Raw genomic sequence first — 17,134 nt, 5'->3', positions numbered from 1 at the left:
ATAACCATAGTTTTCTTTTACATACATAATAATAATTTATCTTTACTCCTTGAACTTTCAATAATTCTAAATCTATTGGCACAAAATCACCTTCTCTAGTAAATTTTAGCCACATTGTTAATATAAAAATCAAATAAATTGGTCTATTTCCTTACCTATAAGCACACCTTTGCCAAATATCTGTTTTGTATGCTTATTTTCATGTATATCATATTTATATAAAAGTATTTTTAAATCTTCTAGACCCTTTATATTTATATCCACTATATTTTGTTTAGCTTTATATATTGGTATATTTACACTTTTTTTAATTATTTCTCTTCTAGCTTTTTTTCTCTTAAATTTTATTTCATTTATTAATTGTCTGTCTTCATTACTATATGCCTCTGTAAGTTCTTTCCCCAAAACTTTATAATTTTTTACCAAAGTTTCTTCAATTTTATTATATATATCCTCTGGTATTACTGTATATCCTTCAATATTTCTAAGTATATTTTGCGCATCTTTAGAGCCCAAACTATATGGTGTTATAGTATCTAAAATATTTAAAGCACTAGTAAATCTCTTTTTAAAAGCTGTACCTTCTAAGCTTTCTTTAGAGTATAGTACCTTAACCATTTCTACCTTATATTTTTCTTCCATCTTTACACATTCTTTGCCATTTATAAAAGCTTTCAATAACTCAAGTCCATTTTTTACAATTGTTTCATCATAGATACTGCCTATTCCTGTAGCTTTTTCTGTATATATAAATATATTTGGACTATTTTTTTTATACTCACGACCTCTATAACATCTTCCAAACCTTTGAAATAAACTGTCAAGTGTTGAATTTTCTGTATGAAGTTCATCAAAATCAATGTCAAGGGATGCTTCTACTAATTGTGTAGTAATCCAAATTCCATTTTTATCACTATCTGCAAATTCTTTTATATGTTTTTCTAGTTTTGCTCTATCTTCTTGTATATACATAGAATGTAAAAGATTTAAGTTAATATCTATTCCTTTTAGCTTAACTATCTCTTCTATTAACTCATATTTTTCTACAGCACTTTTGACTGTATTTACTATTACAAGAACTTTTTTATTCATTCCACTTTGTATTATTTTTTCTAAATTTTCATCTATTGAGTTTTCTACAATAGATACACAATGTCTTATTTTTTCTGTATTACATGTCAATTTAGCTAAGTTACTATCCAATACACCTCTTTTTTTTAGTTCGTCTATATATATAGTTGGCATAGTAGCTGTCATTATCATAAATCTGCCACCTATCTTATGTATCATTTCTATACCCTTTACCAATACAGCTGCTATTTCTGGTGAATATGCTTGTATCTCATCTATTACTACCTTTGAATATGCTAATGTTGAGTATACTTTTTCATATCCTCTATACAAAAAAGGAAATTTAAATATTTGGTCTATTGTGGAAAATGTCAACTTGCAAGATAATAACTTTGCTAAATCTACAATCTCATTTGAATTTTCTTGATTACTTTCTTCCAGATAATCTATTGCTGTTGAATGTAACAGACCTAAGAATGTATCATTTGATTCTCCCACTCCAACTATATTTTTTGCCCTATCAAATAACGCATTTATACTTACCCTTAATGGAAGTGTGAAAAAGGCCTTATCCTTATCTATCCAAATTAAAGCAGTTTCTGTTTTCCCCATACCTGTAGAGGCTATCAATATTATATTTTTATCTCTATTAGATTTAGCAAATGATTGAGCCTCTCTCAAACTACCAAATCCTTCCATTAAATAATTCTCTGTGTGTTCTCCTATATTCATGACACTATTGCATTCCACAACCTCATGAGCAGAAGCACTGTGATCTAATCTATGTAGTATACCTTTTAACATGATATATAAATTATAGTATTTGTGATTTTTATCTATTCTTTTTATTACACTTTGTATATACGCTTTACTTAATTTTTCGGTTCTTATTGGATATCTAACTTTAAATTCATATTGTAATTCATAAACTTTATTTATTAAATCTTCATCTAATATTTTTTGTATTAAATCTTTAAAATCTTTATCTATAAAGATATCTCTTTCATGATGATATACGATAACTTGAATTAATACTGCTCTCAGTTCTCTATCCTTTGCCCTGTCTACATAACTATAATCAATAAATGCAGGAGAAAGATAATTATGACCTATATTATTTTCTAGATGAGTTACTATTTTAGATTTATTTGTTTCAATATCCATCCTACTTCTTATTAGGTTTTGAAATGGAGAAAATGCTTTTCCAATATCATGAAATTCTATAACAAAATCAAGTAATTGCCAAAATTTCTCTTCCTCTAAAAAATTTAGCCTATTTATGTTTGTTCCATGGCATTCTCTTAACACATTCATTTGTTTTAAAAGCTCATCAGTATGTTCTCTCAATGTTTCCACTGGATTAGATTTAGCATATAACATACTCTTCCTCCTAATTTATATTATTAAAATATAATAAATCTCCTTCATTGTCTAATAATATATCTCCAACTGATATAGTATTTCCATCATCAACATAATAACTATCTACCTTATTCCAAACTCTTTTTTTATCTTTCAGAGCATTATTATCATAGTAATTATTGAGCCTGTAACTTATTCCCTCTATATATTCATCTTGTAAACTTGACTTTGGTATATATATAGGCATTCTTATATTATATTCTGATAGCCTAGAATTTTCGTAATCATCTAATTGCATATCAGAATCTACTTCAAATTTATTAATTTCTACAAATCTAATATCATTAATTCTCACTAAATCTTCTTTTCTACCTAATGATAAATGCTCACCACAATTTAATAAACTATCATATATTTCTTTCAATAATTCAAAATCCCCACCTATATGAATTATCAAATTTACATTTAATAACATATGACTGTTCATTGGCATAGATGTAATACTATCCTTTTTATAAAAATATGTTGTCTGATAATTATTAAATATACTTTCATATGTTCCCTGTACACTTATATTAAATGGTATATACTCTGTCGCATTTAATATTTTGTGAATTAATCCATTTACTGTAGAATATGGTGGTAGTGGATAAGTTTCTGTAATCTTCATAGCAAATGGCTTTTTATAGCATGCAGTTTCTTGAAATAAATCTAATTTCAAAACCTTCATATTAATTCACCCCATAATATTCCTTTACTTCTTTAACTAGTTGTCCAAAAAATTTATCTACACTTAAAAAATTATCTTCAAATAATCCCTCAAACTCTTCTTTATTTGTAAATGCTCCATCTACCATTCCCACATAGGTAAACTGCTTTAAACCCTTTCCTAAAAAAGTACCTTGAACTACTTCTTCTATTGCTGACTTATTTACTTTAAACCCATTTTTATCTCCTTTTAATTTAATTCTACCTAAGAAAAATGGATTTGCTATTTCATATACTCCTCCTACTACAAATAAAGGAGATAAGTTTTCTTGTCTACCTCTAATATTTCTATTCAATACTTTTATTATTTCTAAAAATTCTACTACTCTCTTACATTTCTCTTTATTATCAAGTTCTATATCTCCATCCTTACCTATTTTAGATAAGTCTATAGTCACTGTATATGTATAATAACTCAAATGTTGTTCTATGTTAGCAAGATTAGGGTGTTCTCCTATTCTATCTGCCAATCCTTTATTATTTAAAAAGTCCATGTCACTTCTATATGGCTCAAGAGAAATTGCATTACTTAATCTTACAGTAGCTTCTCTAGTCAATGAACCTCCTTTTTTATCTTTCTCATCTTTTTTATTTGTTTTCATATATCCAAACAAGTCCATTTCTTCTGATTCTCTTATATTTATATTATCTTTAAACTGAACTGTACCTTTTTCTTTATCTACAACCTGCAAATTCCAATTAAATAACTCCGAAGCTAATCTTACTATGTCATATCTTAAACACTGGCGAGATGCAAATGTGTAGATATTTCCATCTCCTCTACTTAGTTTTTTTAATTCGGATATATTGGTTATTCCTTCACCATAGTTTAAACTTTGAGCTTGTGTTATTACTGTAAACGTTAATCCTCTTTTCATATTATTTTTCCTCCTTATTATCTACTTGTCTATTTTTTCTATCACATTTTTCTGACATTAATCCCATTGTAAATGCGTATCCTATAGCTTCAAAATCTAACTCCTCTTCACTAAGCATCTGTAAAAATTCTTCTGGTGGAGTTTTTTCACTTGGTGAAAAAATTCTTAAAATTGTTTGAAAAAAATCATTCTTATTACCAACCTTAATCAAATTTAAAAGCTTATATGTTATTCCTTCTATTTTATTTTTAGCATTCTTATTAACATAATAATCATGTATTTCACAACCTGATTCATAAACTTTTCTTAACTTTTTATAATCCATTTTATACACTCCTCTCTTATAGTTATTTACTATTAATCTTAATTGAACCAGTCTAAAACAATCTGTTCCTGATATATTTGATTTATTTCTACCTTCCATGTCATTCTTAACTTTATTTCTTAAAGTATTATTAATTAAATGCTTCAAGTCTCTATTTTTCAAAAGTAAATCTAATACATTTGATTTAAGCTTATAATCATAGATACTTTGTATTTTTTTATTTACATCCTTGTTTGTAAAGATTTTTGCTAAATAAGTAGGAATATTAAAGTAATTTATTTTACATTTTTTAGAATCTATACTTGCTTTAAATTCTACAAAAATGATATTCCTAAACTGCCATTCACTTTTTAATCTATTTTCTTCTACTATACTTTTTATAAGTTTATTAAAAGGAGTTTCTTCTTGGGAGCTTGAAGACTCACTTTTCTGTAATTTTAACTCATTATTTCTCTCAAAAAGTTCATTTATAGAAGTATCCATGTTAACAAATAAATAAAACTCATTTTCTTCATTAGTTAAATAATTTTTTCTTGTATAAGTAGCCCCTGCTGGAGTACAGAATAATATAAGCTTACAAATATCACATATTGATGATGTGTACTCCTGATTCCAAAACATATTTCTAGCATTATTGGTACTTACTCCAAGAGGAGCAAAATTACTTTCTGAATACTCATCTAATATACCTTTGTATGAACCACACATTTCACATACTTCTAAACTATCCATATACTCTTTTATATCTTTAATACTTTTATTTTTCTTTATAAAGTTTTTATTTATTTCCTTCATAATTTTTTCTATAGTATTTATACTAGACTTACTAACTTTTTTTTCACTTACATCTTTAGCCATACTATTTAATCTATCATTCAAATAGTTTTTCAATTTATCATAATCATTCTCTTCTAGTAAATCCTCTAACTCCCCTAGATATATGATTTGTCTTAAATAGTCGTTAAACATTACCTGTTTTAATCCATCTAAATCTAACTTAGCCTTAGCAACATTAAAAAAACTAACTTGTCCAAAATAATTATCTTGAACTACATATTTATAAAGATTAGCTGTAAGTCTATCGTTTATTGATTTAATTTTAAATATATCTATAATCTCATCAATTAAAGTTTCTAATATGTCAAATTCATCATAACTTTTTATCTTAGATATACTATCTAACTTTTCTTTTATCAAGTTGAATTTTTCTTCATCAAATTTTTTAACCTTATCATTTTGTTGTTTTATACTATCTTTAATTTTTTTAATTCCATCTTTAATTTTATCAGGCTTAGATTTAATAAAATTTATACTGTAATCAATACTCTTCCTAATCCTTTTTGATACATCATATTCATCCATAAAGTAATTAAAATAATCCTCATGAAAGTTTTCAAGAAATGAACTATCAAATTCGATATAATCTTCCATAATAAATATTTCTGCTTTCTTATCTGCTTTCTTTATTATATTTAAAAATCCAACTATACCCATATTAAAGAACCAGTCTCCTCTATAAACCCTTAACTTCATTTAGCTCACTTCCATTCTAGAATATCTACATCTCCAAATCCCTGAGCACGCCTAAAACCTAGTCCTAGATTGTAGATAAGATTTAAATCATCAATATCACCTTTTAATATAAACTTACCTTTGTAACCATTAACATATTGATATTCTTTACCTGTTATTTTTTTAAATTCTCTTAAACTCTCTTTAACCACTACCTTTTTGAGACCTATATTTTCAAATTCTAGCTTTCTTTTTAATCCATTTCCCCTATAATTTTTGACAACTTCATTAGTTATATAGTTTAACTCTTCTATATATCTATCATCACTTATCTCTAAGAATTTCCCTTCCCTAGACTTTATGCAGATTGGAGATAATGCATTAAATAGTACCCTCTCTTCTGTTACCTTCTTTTCTCTTGATAAATCTATTCTAATCCTTGTAAGTTCATAGTCTTTATATAAACATTTTTTAGAAGTCATTAATCCATTATATATACGAAAACCTAATTCTAAATCTGGAGTACTTATATTTAATATTACTTTATCCTTGATAATAAAATTGTCACCTTCAATACTATATTTTTTTATATAAACTGAAAATGTAAAATTTTTAGTTTTTTTATTGTGTTTTTCATTATAATAGTACATGTTTTTATAGTAATCTTCATTAGATTTTCTTATTGCTTCTTTTATAATACTCATAAAGAGTGAATTATAAGATATTGGTATACAACCTGTACTAAATTCAATTTTCATTTTCATAATATCACCTCTCTCAACTAATATATTAACACTAGACCGTGAAGTATATTGGTCCAAGTATAAATTATTTGAAAAAATTAGTAAATTTTTTTCATTTTTTCAATCTCTAACAATATATCATTTCTAAGTCTATCTGGTTCTACAACCTCAACATAGGCTCCCATACTTAAAATCCAACTTTTTATCTCCTCATAACCTCTCATTTTAGCTTTAAACATTATAGATTTATCATCATACTCTATAATTTGTTGATTATTAACCCAAACTTTCTCCTTTATAATTGTTGAAAATGGATGGCTAATTTTTATAACAACATTAATTTCTTCTCCCTTATAAATTCCTATACTATTTTTACTGTATTCACCCCAATTAAAACTTTTATCTACATTATACTTTTTTTCTAAAACCTTATAGTTTTTAATTCTACATAATTTAAAGTCTATAAACTTAAATCTTTTTTCACAAAAAGCTACCATATAAGTATCTGACTTATAATTAAACAAACCATATGGATGAACAATTCTTTCACTATTGCCTGAATTCAATGAATAATACTCTATCCAAAGTTTACGCTTTGTGGTATATGCTCTAGTTATTTCATTACACTTATTTTTTTCAAACTCATAATCACAATTACGTTGTGCTTGTACTGTGAAATAATCCATATATGTATCGCTTTTTTCTCCTGTATTTAATACTGCTTTTATTTTTTCTACAATACTATTAAATTCATTTTTGTAAATATCATTATTGTACTCTAGCTGTGAATTTACCATATCTAGAATTGAAACTTCATTATCTAATAATTTAATTGATGAGATACTATTACATTTATCGATTTCATAACCACCATAAATTCCAGGTGTTGAATTTATAAATATACCAGCTTGCTCCAAGCACATCTTATAACTTTTTATTTGCCTTTCACTTACTTCCAACTCTTCTGATAACTCTTTACATTTCATTTTACCTCTACTTTGAATTAATATCATCATTCTTAATGCATTAGCTAATTTACTAATGAATAACACCCCCTAATAACATTAATTAATATTTTTATATTATTTATTTCTACAGATATGTACATATAACCTCTTTATACTTTATATAAGTAGAATATTTTTATAATTTTGACATTTATTATGTCATATTTGTATAGACTCTTAATAATTAATACAATAAAAAATATTACTGAAAAAATAAACATTTATAATTCCAGTAATACTAATTAATTTTAAACCTTTTTGTTATTAGTTAGTAATAGTCATTAAAAATTGACTAAATTTAATCTTATCTCTTTTAAATAATTATTTCTTATAAGTAAGAAATACACTATTTGAACTATAAACAAGCTTCCCATTACCAAAACCGCAGATGATGCAACCTCTATATCAAAAGAGTTCTTAAGTGCAGTAAGTGCAAATACCGAATGTACAACAGCTACTACATAAGGTAACAAAAACACAATTCCAATCTCAATGGTTGAAGCTCTTTTAATCTCCTTATATGTCATCCCCAATTTATTTAACTGTTCATACTTTTTCTTGTCAATTTGACAATCCATATAAAACTTATTATATAAGAAACTACTTGTAGTAACAAAGAAAATTAAACCTATAAATACTGCTAAAAACATAAATGTAGAATATGTTAGTTTACCAGTTTCTATCATTAATTCTTTAGAGAAAAACAAATATGGTTGCATTCTAGACTCATTATCAAATTTATCTTCAAATTGTCTACATATATCTATAGTTTTACTTGAATCTTCTACCTCAAATGTTGAAAATCTATCTATTATAAACTTTGATTTTATACTATCATAAAAATTATCTTTTACCACATACATATTTTTATAATACGCTGGCATAACACATTCTTCAACTTGTTTTGCCACCTTTAAACTTCTATTCCCTATAATGACATTTTCTTTGACTTTCTTATCTCCAGGTAAACTTGATGAAAACAATGATATAGATTCATTATCTTCAAAACTTATAGGCTTAACTCCTATAGTCTTTGTAATTTCTAGGTACTTTGATTCTTTCATTATTCTCACATTAAAATCACTTTTCTTAGGAAATACAGTTTTAAACTCACCATTAACTCTTGCATAATCTATACCTTCTTTTTTCAACTTATTTTCTATAAAACTCATTCTTTCCTTATCTTTCTCTTTACTGTCAGGTTTATTAGTGTCATTATGCAAAGTCATTGTTGAATAATATATTGTGCTAGGATATATTAAATTAATTTGACGTTTTACATCTTTCCAAAATGGGTAAACAGTACCTATAGCAGTGAATGCCACTGCAGAAGTTATAGTTATCAAAAAGAATATCCTAGCATTATCTTTTACCTTATAAATTAAGTTTGAAATCCAAAGCATATTTGTATTACTTCTATAAAAACTTTTCTTCATCTTCAATTTTTTTATAAAGTACACACTAAATTGAGAAAAGAATAAATAAGTTGCTACTATCGTCAGAGATGTAACTGGAACTAAGCGTAAATATGTTGTATATTGGTCAGTTGATGTAACAGCACTATAATACGCTATTATAAACAGGCAAATACTTAATATAGCAAGTATTAGTGATGTTTTAGGCTCTGGTTTTGGAGTTTTTGTACCTTTAAGTAACTTCAATACTTGATTTTCCTTAATTATAAAAGAAGTAAATATAGATGTTAATATAGCTAAAACCATAAAATAAATTAAAGTGGAAAACATTGCATTTAATGGTATATAAAATTCTAGTGGTGATAATTCTAAAAAAGTAGACATAGTTACTAAAAATATCTTTGAAAAAATTAAACCTACTATTATCCCAATTACAGAAGATACTATATTTATTACTATATTTTCTATAAGAACCAATTTCATTACTTGTCGTTTTGATATACCTGTAATATAGAGTATTCCAAACTCTTTATATCTACTCTTAAGAAAAACACTCACTGAATAAAACACAAAGAAGAATAAAAATAAATATGCAATTATTTTACTCATCTTAAGACCTTCTTTTAAATAGTCAGGAAATTGAGCTATATCTAAGCTTGGATGACTTGTAAACATAATAAAAGAAAAAAGTAGTGAAGAGGATATAACAATACTTGCTAAATATCCTAGATATGCTTTAATATTTCTTGAAATATTATTAATGGCAAATTGTTTTATGTTCATTAATTATCTCCTCCCAATAATGTAAGCACATCCATTATTTCTTGATAAAATTGCTCTCTACTATTTTCCTTATATATTTCATTGTATATAGCTCCATCCTTTATAAATAAAATACGATTACAATAGCTTGCTGCTAATGGGTCATGAGTTACCATCATAGTAGTAACTTTATTCTCTTTATTTATCTTTTGAAATAGCTCCATTACAGTCTTTGATGATTTTGAATCTAAATTACCTGTTGGCTCATCTGCTAAAAGTATTGATGGTTTATTGATTAATGCCCTAGCAATAGCAGTTCTCTGAGCTTGGCCACCAGACACTTCAAAAGTCCTTTTATTTAATAAATCTTCTATACCTAAAATTTTAGATACTTCATTTAGCTTTTCATCTTGTTCTTTTACACTTACCTTATCTAGTGTCAATGGCAATACTATATTTTCACCAATAGTTAAAGTATCCAATAAATTAAAATCTTGAAATACAAACCCCAACTCTCTTCTTCTAAATAAGGCAAGTTCTTCACCTTTTAATGATAATGGATTTTTACCTTTTAATTCTATTTTTCCTGTAGTTGCTTTATCAATAGTAGAAATCATATTTAAAAGAGTAGTCTTGCCACTTCCAGATGGTCCCATAATTCCTACAAATTCTCCGTCCTCTATACTAAAACTTATATTGTTTAATGCATTAAAAATCATTTTTTTACCATATACTTTGCTCAAATTACTCACAATTAAGGTTTTCATTATTTATAACTCCTTTCTAATTTATAAAATGACATGAAGTATATATTAAATACTACTCATATTAATTAAAGAAATTTTATATAAATACTGAATTTATTTTAGTTTATATACTAATTATATTGGTAAAAGCTAATATAGCAAGTACTATACCTGCCACTATTCTATATATAGCAAATACTCTCATTGGTTTTTTCTTTAGAAAATTTACGAACTTTTCCATCACTACTATAGACACAAGAAATGCTACTATAAATCCAACAATTAAAGCAATCCACAAAGTTGGTGTCATTATTGAATAATCAAATTCAAATAAATCTAGTCCTGAAGAAGCTACCATTGCTGGTATAGCTAAGAAAAATGAAAATTCTGCTGCTGTAGGAGAATTAAGCCCTGCTATCCATCCACCCATAATAGTAGATGCACTTCTTGACATTCCTGGCCACGCAGATAAAACTTGTAATACACCGATTTTTAAAGCTTGCACTGGAGTGACTTTATCTATATTATCTGTTGAGTGCTTCTTTTTTCTAAATAGAGTTTCTATTACTAATAATAAAATACCCCCAACTATGAACCCTATAATTACAGATTGTAAGTTAAACAATGCTTTTATGTTATCATAAAATATAACTCCCACAATCCCAAATGGTATACAACCTACAATAACATTTATTCCAAATTTAAATCCAGTTTTTCCTTCCTTACCTCCAGTAAATATGAATTTAAAAAACTCTATAACACTATCCTTTATTTTTTTCCAGTAAAGTACTACTACTGCTAGTATAGCTCCAAGTTGTATTACAACTTCAAACATCTCAGCAAATTGACCTTTAAAATCTATTAAGCTTCCCACCAAAATCATATGACCTGTAGATGACACTGGAATAAATTCTGTAAGTCCCTCTACTATAGCTATTATGATTGATTTTAATATAAAAATAATATCCAAACTCATTGATAAACACCCTTTCTTTACTATATAATCTTCTTAAAATTTCTTTTCTTATGTCATTTCTTATATTAATTTTAATTGACATTAGAAGATTTCACTATCTACAAACATTACACAAACATTACATCTATGTAATGTTTGCAAAAAATAAACTATCTTAAAATTAGATTGTATAATTATAAATCTTATTAAAATATATATACACATTAATTTTAACAAGACATTTAAATTATAAATACAATGTTAATCCCTCTTAAAATAGTCTCTTATTAGCTTATATTATCTTTACTAAATATTATTGAAACTTCGGTTCCTTTTCCTACTTCTGATTTTATACTGACCTTATGACCTAAGTTGTCACATACTTTTTTTACTAGATAGAGTCCCATACCTGTAGATTCTCCAAATTTACGTCCATTTTCTCCTGTAAAAAATGGGTCAAATACTCTTTTTATATCTTTAGATACAATTCCAACACCTTTGTCTATTATACTTAAAATTATAGACTTATTATTTTCTTCAGATTTTATAATCAAATCTTTACTATAATCTTTAGAATATTTAACTCCATTTGTAATTAACTGATTTATTATAAATTTCATCCATTTTATATCTGTATAAATATAAATAGATTTATCTATATCTATTTTAGGAATTATCCCATTCTTTATAAATAATCTCTTTTCATCATTTATAGTATCTACTATAATATCATTCAAATTAGCTTTTTCAACCACAAAATCTTTCTGAAATTCATCCACTCTTGCGAAATACATAGCCATGTTTAAGCCTTTATTAACTCTATCTATCTCCTTTTTTATATTTTCAGTAACTTCTTCACCTTCATATTCCTGAAGTTGAAGACTTATAACTGATATTGGAGTCTTCATTTGATGAATCCATTGGTTGATAAAAGTTAAATGTTCACTATGTATTTTTTTATGTTCCTGAATCATTGATTGATATAATCTATGTTGTTGTTTTAAAATAACTGATATGTTTTCTCCAAAAAAAGAGCTCCCTAAATATAAAAAGGATTCATCTAAAGAGTTTATACCTTTTTTAAAGAGATTATATACTTCTCTATTTTTATAATATTTATATATCAAAAAACACAATAAGATAAAAGTACTAAACAATAAGATATATAAAGCTTCTTCTACACTGATAAATTTCATAAGACTACAATAAATAATTGTCATAGATATTCCTAAATAATATATAAAAATATAGCCTTTACAATCTTTAAATAATAATTTCATATTCTCTCCTTACCAATTTTTATTTAACTTATATCCTACTCCTCGTACAGTTTGGACAGCATCATTTATACCTAACTCCTCAAATCTTTTTCTTATTCTACTAACATTTACATTTAGAGTATTTTCTTCTACAAACTCAATATCATCCCATATCTTTTCTAATAGATAATCTCTACTTACTACTTTAGGGTATTTTTTTATAAGACACTCAAGTAATATTCCTTCTTTTTTAGTGATAATCAAGGTCTTATCCTCTAACTCTAGCTCTAATCTTTCTGGATAAAACTTTAGTCCATCTAGTTCTAATATTCTCTCATCTATTTTAGGCGAATATTCACCATATACCCTTCTTATATGACTTTTTATCTTTGCCATTACTACATCATAATAAAAAGGCTTTGTTATATAGTCATCAGCTCCACTTTCTAAAGCTCTAATCTGGTCTAAATTACTATCTCTAGCTGATACAAAAATTATAGGAATATTTGATTGTTGTCTAATACATCTACACCAATAGAATCCATCAAATTTTGGTAAATTTACATCTAAAAGCACTAAGTCTGGCTTGAAATTTGCAAATGTAGTAATTATATTATCAAAGTTTTCTTCAACCATTACTTCAAATCCATATTTCTCTATATAATCTTTAAGTAATGTACTTATTGATATATCATCTTCTACAATATATATTTTATGACTCATATAATTCCTCCATATTTTAATTTTCTTATTTACCCTATGTTAATATTATATTCGTATATTGCTCCATATATAAACATATCATTAGTATATATTTTTATCAATAGAATAGAAAAAGTTACCTTAAATAAGGTAACTTAAACTTTTAACACTATTATCACTACTACTTAGCATTATATATTAATTCTTTTATGTCTACTTTTTTCTCTTGTAATCCATTTTTTATTAAGAAGTCTTGTGTCTCTTCAAGAGAAGATATATCTTTGTCTGTTATATCTAAACTAAAATCATACCAAGCATATAACTCTTTAGTTTCTTCAACACTTAAATCAACTTCTTTTGCTACCTTTTCCATAGCTTCATCAAAGTTATTGTCTACATATTCTAAAGTTTCTTTTTCAACTTTCATAAATCTTTCAACTACCTCTGGATGTTTTTCAGCAAAATCTGTACTAACAGCAGTTACTATTATACCATCTACTAAACCTTCACCATTTGCTACAAGTTTACTTCCAGATTTCATGGCTTTAAGAGCTGCTGGTCCAGCAATCAATGCAGCATCAACACTACCATCAGAAAGAGCTGCTGATGCTTCTGGAATACCCATATTAACAAACTCAACATCATCCATACTTAATCCTTCTTTATCAAGTGCTGCAATTAATACTTGATGTAATATAGTTCCTTTTGGTCCAGCAACCTTCTTACCAGCTAAATCTGCTGCTGATTTTATTGAATCATTATTTGTTAAAATCATAAATCCTTTTGGTGATCTACTATAAGTGTTTAATATTTTTAAATCTACACCATTAGATGCTGCTATTAAAGCTGATGTCCCCCCTAATGCATGTAAAAAATCTATCTCTCCAGCCGCTAAAGCCTGTGTTTGCTCCGGTCCTGTAGTTATTTCATGAAAATTAACTGCTATATTATCCTTTTTAAATTCTTTCCCAAATAAATCATCTTGTTTTTGAATTATAGAAGGCACATTTAGTGGTGATTTTACATAAGTTAAATTTATTTCTGAAAGATTTTCACCCTCATTCTTTTTTGCACATCCAGCTAAAGACGCTGTTGTAAGTGTTAATATTGTTATACCTATCAATAGTTTTTTTAATTTCATATTTTTACTCCTTAAAATATTATTAATTTCTTTAAATGCTTTTATTTGATTTCATTGTCATTAAAATATCTTTTTTTAATTTAATATAGTAATTTGAAGTTAAATCTCTATTATAATCATCCTCTATATTAAATTCTTCTATTTTTCTTTCCTTTGTAAAAACAACTATTTTTTTGCCTATCTTTAATGCTTCATCAATATCATGAGTTACAAATATTACACCTTTATTGGTTGATTTATGTATTCTTATAACTTCATTTTGCATATCAATCCTTGTAAAATAATCTAGTGCTGAAAAAGGCTCGTCCATAAACAACATATCTGGATTAAAAGAAAGTGCTCTAGCTATACTTACTCTCTGTGCCATACCTCCTGAAAGCTCATTTGGATAAGAATTTTTAAATTTCTGTAAGTTCATCATTTTAAGATATTTTTCTATATCAATACTATCTTGTTTGTTTGATTTACTTAAATCATCCTTGCCATTTAAATATATAAGATTATCATTTCTATCTTTATTAGTGGTACTTTTTGAGTGATTTAACTTATTGAGTATTTTATTTAAAAGAGTGTCTTTTCGTTGATTGTGAAAAGCTATGTTTTCGCTTACATTTAACCATGGCATCAACCTACTTTCTTGAAATACAAAGCCAACATTAGGTCTATACTCTTTATTATCTTTTACAAACCTAATTTCACCACTATTTACATCTTCAAGTGATGCAATTGCCCTAAGTAAAGTGGTTTTGCCACATCCACTTTCACCTAAAATTACAGTTATATGACTTTTATCTATACTTAAAGAAATATCACTAAGCACTACATGTTCTTCATTATCAACTTTATAACTTTTAGATAGATTTCTGATTATATACCCAGAATTACATACTAGACTACTCATATGCTTCCACCATCTTTCCTTTGCTTACCTTTTTTACAATAATTGAAAATATATAGTCTGTGATTATTCCTAGAAGTCCAATTACAATTATTCCTACAATAACAACATCTGTTCTAGACATTTCTTTTCCATCAGATATTAAATATCCAAGACCTGACGAAGCAGCTACAAGTTCAGCTCCTATAATTGCTCTAAAACTATATCCAAGTGCTAACTTTAGACCAACTGCAATATCAAGAATTGCATTAGGAATAATTATTCTAAATATTATCTGAAGCTTTGACAATTCAAATACTCTACCTACTTCAATTAACTTTGAATCACAATTTTTAATCCCCTTTAATGTACTTGTAAAGATTGGGAAAAAAGATGCCAAAATTATAATTATTATTTTTGATTCTTCACCTATACCAAACCATAATATAAGCATTGGTATTAGAGCAAGCGGTGGTGTATTTCTCAAAAAATTTATCAATGATTTAAAGTACTCATAAACTTTACCATAAATTCCAAAGAATATACCTAAAGGAACACCTATAATTGTACTTATTGCAAACCCTATCAAAACTCTTTTCATACTTGCATATACATTAATAAATATTGAACCATCATTTATCATATTTAAAAATGTACTATACACTTTTTCAGGTGGTGGTAGTATATATTCACTCCAAATACTAAGATAATTTGTAATTTTCCACAATACAAGAATTATAAAAAATATTAAAACACTTTTTATTAACCTCAAAAGTTTATCATTAATTTTATTGCCCATTTACAAACCATCTCCATTATTACATCCATCTTTACAATAAAACATTTCTACTATATCGTACTTATCCTCAGAGCCATTTTTAATTTCTTGTATTTTACTTAATATTTCATCTTCACTTGATACTTCAAGAACTTTTTCAAAAGAATCCTTAAAATATCCTAATGGAATTGGAGATTCATCTATTTTTCCAAGTGATTTTATACCTTCTCTTTCAGCAAATTCCTTCCATGTATAAAATACAGCATTATCTTTGTCTTTAAACTTTTCACTTGCAAAATCTCTTAATTGTGTACATGGACAGGTTACTATTAACATATCTTCTTCACTTTTAATATATTTTTCATATAAGACTCTACAAGTCCTTACTAATATTGGTTCTATCATAGGAACTTCAAAGCCACTTATCAAATTATTTCTTTTTAAAAGATTTATGCTTTCTGGACATCTACAATCTAACATTGTATTTTCAATTTTTTTTGCATATTCTTTGTACTGATTCTTTACATATTCTAATTGCGCCTCACATTCAACCATTATGTACCCTTTTTTTATCAAAGTTTCTTTGATAATATTAAACTTTTCCCCATACATTTTTTCTGCTACTGGATTTATTAGAAGATATTTATTCATAGCTCCTCCTATTATTTAATATTGAATATTATTCTCAACTATTAGTTTAAATGAGCACTTAGTTTTTGTCAATATATTAATTTTTTCTTAAAAAAGTAATGTTTATTTACAAATTATTACTATTTTACTTACAATATTAAAATGATATATTCAATTTGTTTTAACAATAACATATGTATATT

Annotated in this window: 15 protein-coding genes; all 15 read right to left on the bottom strand. The window is 26.3% G+C overall.

Annotation, left to right across the window (positions count from 1 at the left end; translation table 11 throughout):
* Window positions 1-129 precede the first annotated feature (129 nt).
* Window positions 130-2,451, bottom strand: coding sequence for a CRISPR-associated helicase Cas3' (gene cas3, locus KGF52_RS15770; protein WP_227840817.1), 2,322 nt, complete (start codon window positions 2,449-2,451; stop codon window positions 130-132).
* Between the two features lie 10 nt (window positions 2,452-2,461).
* Window positions 2,462-3,163, bottom strand: coding sequence for a type I-B CRISPR-associated protein Cas5b (gene cas5b, locus KGF52_RS15765; RefSeq protein WP_227840816.1), 702 nt, complete (start codon window positions 3,161-3,163; stop codon window positions 2,462-2,464).
* Window position 3,164: 1 nt separating this feature from the next.
* Window positions 3,165-4,079, bottom strand: a complete 915-nt coding sequence (gene cas7i, locus KGF52_RS15760; RefSeq protein ID WP_227840815.1) for a type I-B CRISPR-associated protein Cas7/Cst2/DevR — start codon at window positions 4,077-4,079, stop codon at window positions 3,165-3,167.
* 1 nt (window position 4,080) lies between these two features.
* Window positions 4,081-5,937 (bottom strand): type I-B CRISPR-associated protein Cas8b1/Cst1, encoded by a 1,857-nt coding sequence (gene cas8a1 / locus KGF52_RS15755; protein ID WP_227840814.1) that lies wholly within the window; start codon window positions 5,935-5,937, stop codon window positions 4,081-4,083.
* Between the two features lie 5 nt (window positions 5,938-5,942).
* Entirely contained in the window at window positions 5,943-6,680 is a 738-nt protein-coding gene (gene cas6 / locus KGF52_RS15750; protein ID WP_227840813.1) for a CRISPR-associated endoribonuclease Cas6, read from the bottom strand.
* A gap of 77 nt (window positions 6,681-6,757) precedes the next feature.
* Entirely contained in the window at window positions 6,758-7,711 is a 954-nt protein-coding gene (locus KGF52_RS15745; RefSeq protein WP_227840812.1) for a helix-turn-helix transcriptional regulator, read from the bottom strand.
* Window positions 7,712-7,947: 236 nt separating this feature from the next.
* Entirely contained in the window at window positions 7,948-9,864 is a 1,917-nt protein-coding gene (locus KGF52_RS15740) for an ABC transporter permease (RefSeq protein WP_227840811.1), read from the bottom strand.
* Window positions 9,864-10,610 carry an ABC transporter ATP-binding protein gene (locus KGF52_RS15735; RefSeq protein ID WP_227829582.1) on the bottom strand — a complete coding sequence of 249 codons (747 nt, stop codon included), beginning with the start codon at window positions 10,608-10,610 and terminating at the stop codon, window positions 9,864-9,866. The genes KGF52_RS15740 and KGF52_RS15735 overlap by 1 nt, the downstream gene beginning before the upstream one ends.
* A gap of 103 nt (window positions 10,611-10,713) precedes the next feature.
* Window positions 10,714-11,565: an undecaprenyl-diphosphate phosphatase gene (locus KGF52_RS15730; protein ID WP_227840810.1), complete on the bottom strand. Its 852-nt coding sequence runs from the start codon at window positions 11,563-11,565 to the stop codon at window positions 10,714-10,716.
* A 266-nt stretch (window positions 11,566-11,831) separates the two neighbouring features.
* Window positions 11,832-12,824: a sensor histidine kinase gene (locus KGF52_RS15725; protein ID WP_227840809.1), complete on the bottom strand. Its 993-nt coding sequence runs from the start codon at window positions 12,822-12,824 to the stop codon at window positions 11,832-11,834.
* Window positions 12,825-12,833: 9 nt separating this feature from the next.
* Complete coding sequence (locus tag KGF52_RS15720; RefSeq protein ID WP_227829585.1) at window positions 12,834-13,526, bottom strand: response regulator transcription factor; 693 nt, start codon at window positions 13,524-13,526, stop codon at window positions 12,834-12,836.
* 160 nt (window positions 13,527-13,686) lie between these two features.
* On the bottom strand, window positions 13,687-14,646 hold the full coding sequence (locus KGF52_RS15715) for an NrtA/SsuA/CpmA family ABC transporter substrate-binding protein (RefSeq protein WP_227840808.1): 960 nt from the start codon (window positions 14,644-14,646) through the stop codon (window positions 13,687-13,689).
* A 31-nt stretch (window positions 14,647-14,677) separates the two neighbouring features.
* A complete protein-coding gene (locus KGF52_RS15710) occupies window positions 14,678-15,547 on the bottom strand; it encodes an ABC transporter ATP-binding protein (RefSeq protein WP_227840807.1) in 870 nt (289 codons plus the stop codon).
* Window positions 15,540-16,322: an ABC transporter permease gene (locus KGF52_RS15705; protein ID WP_227829588.1), complete on the bottom strand. Its 783-nt coding sequence runs from the start codon at window positions 16,320-16,322 to the stop codon at window positions 15,540-15,542. The genes KGF52_RS15710 and KGF52_RS15705 overlap by 8 nt, the downstream gene beginning before the upstream one ends.
* Window positions 16,323-16,952 carry a hypothetical protein gene (locus tag KGF52_RS15700; protein ID WP_227840806.1) on the bottom strand — a complete coding sequence of 210 codons (630 nt, stop codon included), beginning with the start codon at window positions 16,950-16,952 and terminating at the stop codon, window positions 16,323-16,325. It abuts the gene before it with no gap.
* Window positions 16,953-17,134: the final 182 nt, after the last annotated feature.

The organism is Clostridioides sp. ZZV15-6597 (genome assembly GCF_020657815.1).
In the GTDB taxonomy this organism is placed as follows: Bacteria; Bacillota; Clostridia; order Peptostreptococcales; family Peptostreptococcaceae; genus Clostridioides.
The sequence above is the reverse complement of the archived record's forward strand: the minus strand, read 5'-3'. Positions and strand labels throughout refer to the sequence as shown.

What these genes read in the sequence shown, in the direction of transcription:
- cas7i (WP_227840815.1), bottom strand. Translation starts at nt 4,079, where the DNA reads ATGAAAAGAGGATTAACGTTTACAGTAATAACACAAGCTCAAAGTTTA.
- KGF52_RS15730 (WP_227840810.1), bottom strand. Translation starts at nt 11,565, where the DNA reads ATGAGTTTGGATATTATTTTTATATTAAAATCAATCATAATAGCTATA.
- KGF52_RS15715 (WP_227840808.1), bottom strand. Translation starts at nt 14,646, where the DNA reads ATGAAATTAAAAAAACTATTGATAGGTATAACAATATTAACACTTACA.
- KGF52_RS15720 (WP_227829585.1), bottom strand. Translation starts at nt 13,526, where the DNA reads ATGAGTCATAAAATATATATTGTAGAAGATGATATATCAATAAGTACA.
- cas8a1 (WP_227840814.1), bottom strand. Translation starts at nt 5,937, where the DNA reads ATGAAGTTAAGGGTTTATAGAGGAGACTGGTTCTTTAATATGGGTATA.
- KGF52_RS15700 (WP_227840806.1), bottom strand. Translation starts at nt 16,952, where the DNA reads ATGAATAAATATCTTCTAATAAATCCAGTAGCAGAAAAAATGTATGGG.
- KGF52_RS15705 (WP_227829588.1), bottom strand. Translation starts at nt 16,322, where the DNA reads ATGGGCAATAAAATTAATGATAAACTTTTGAGGTTAATAAAAAGTGTT.
- cas3 (WP_227840817.1), bottom strand. Translation starts at nt 2,451, where the DNA reads ATGTTATATGCTAAATCTAATCCAGTGGAAACATTGAGAGAACATACT.
- KGF52_RS15735 (WP_227829582.1), bottom strand. Translation starts at nt 10,610, where the DNA reads ATGAAAACCTTAATTGTGAGTAATTTGAGCAAAGTATATGGTAAAAAA.
- KGF52_RS15725 (WP_227840809.1), bottom strand. Translation starts at nt 12,824, where the DNA reads ATGAAATTATTATTTAAAGATTGTAAAGGCTATATTTTTATATATTAT.
- KGF52_RS15740 (WP_227840811.1), bottom strand. Translation starts at nt 9,864, where the DNA reads ATGAACATAAAACAATTTGCCATTAATAATATTTCAAGAAATATTAAA.
- cas6 (WP_227840813.1), bottom strand. Translation starts at nt 6,680, where the DNA reads ATGAAAATGAAAATTGAATTTAGTACAGGTTGTATACCAATATCTTAT.
- KGF52_RS15710 (WP_227840807.1), bottom strand. Translation starts at nt 15,547, where the DNA reads ATGAGTAGTCTAGTATGTAATTCTGGGTATATAATCAGAAATCTATCT.
- cas5b (WP_227840816.1), bottom strand. Translation starts at nt 3,163, where the DNA reads ATGAAGGTTTTGAAATTAGATTTATTTCAAGAAACTGCATGCTATAAA.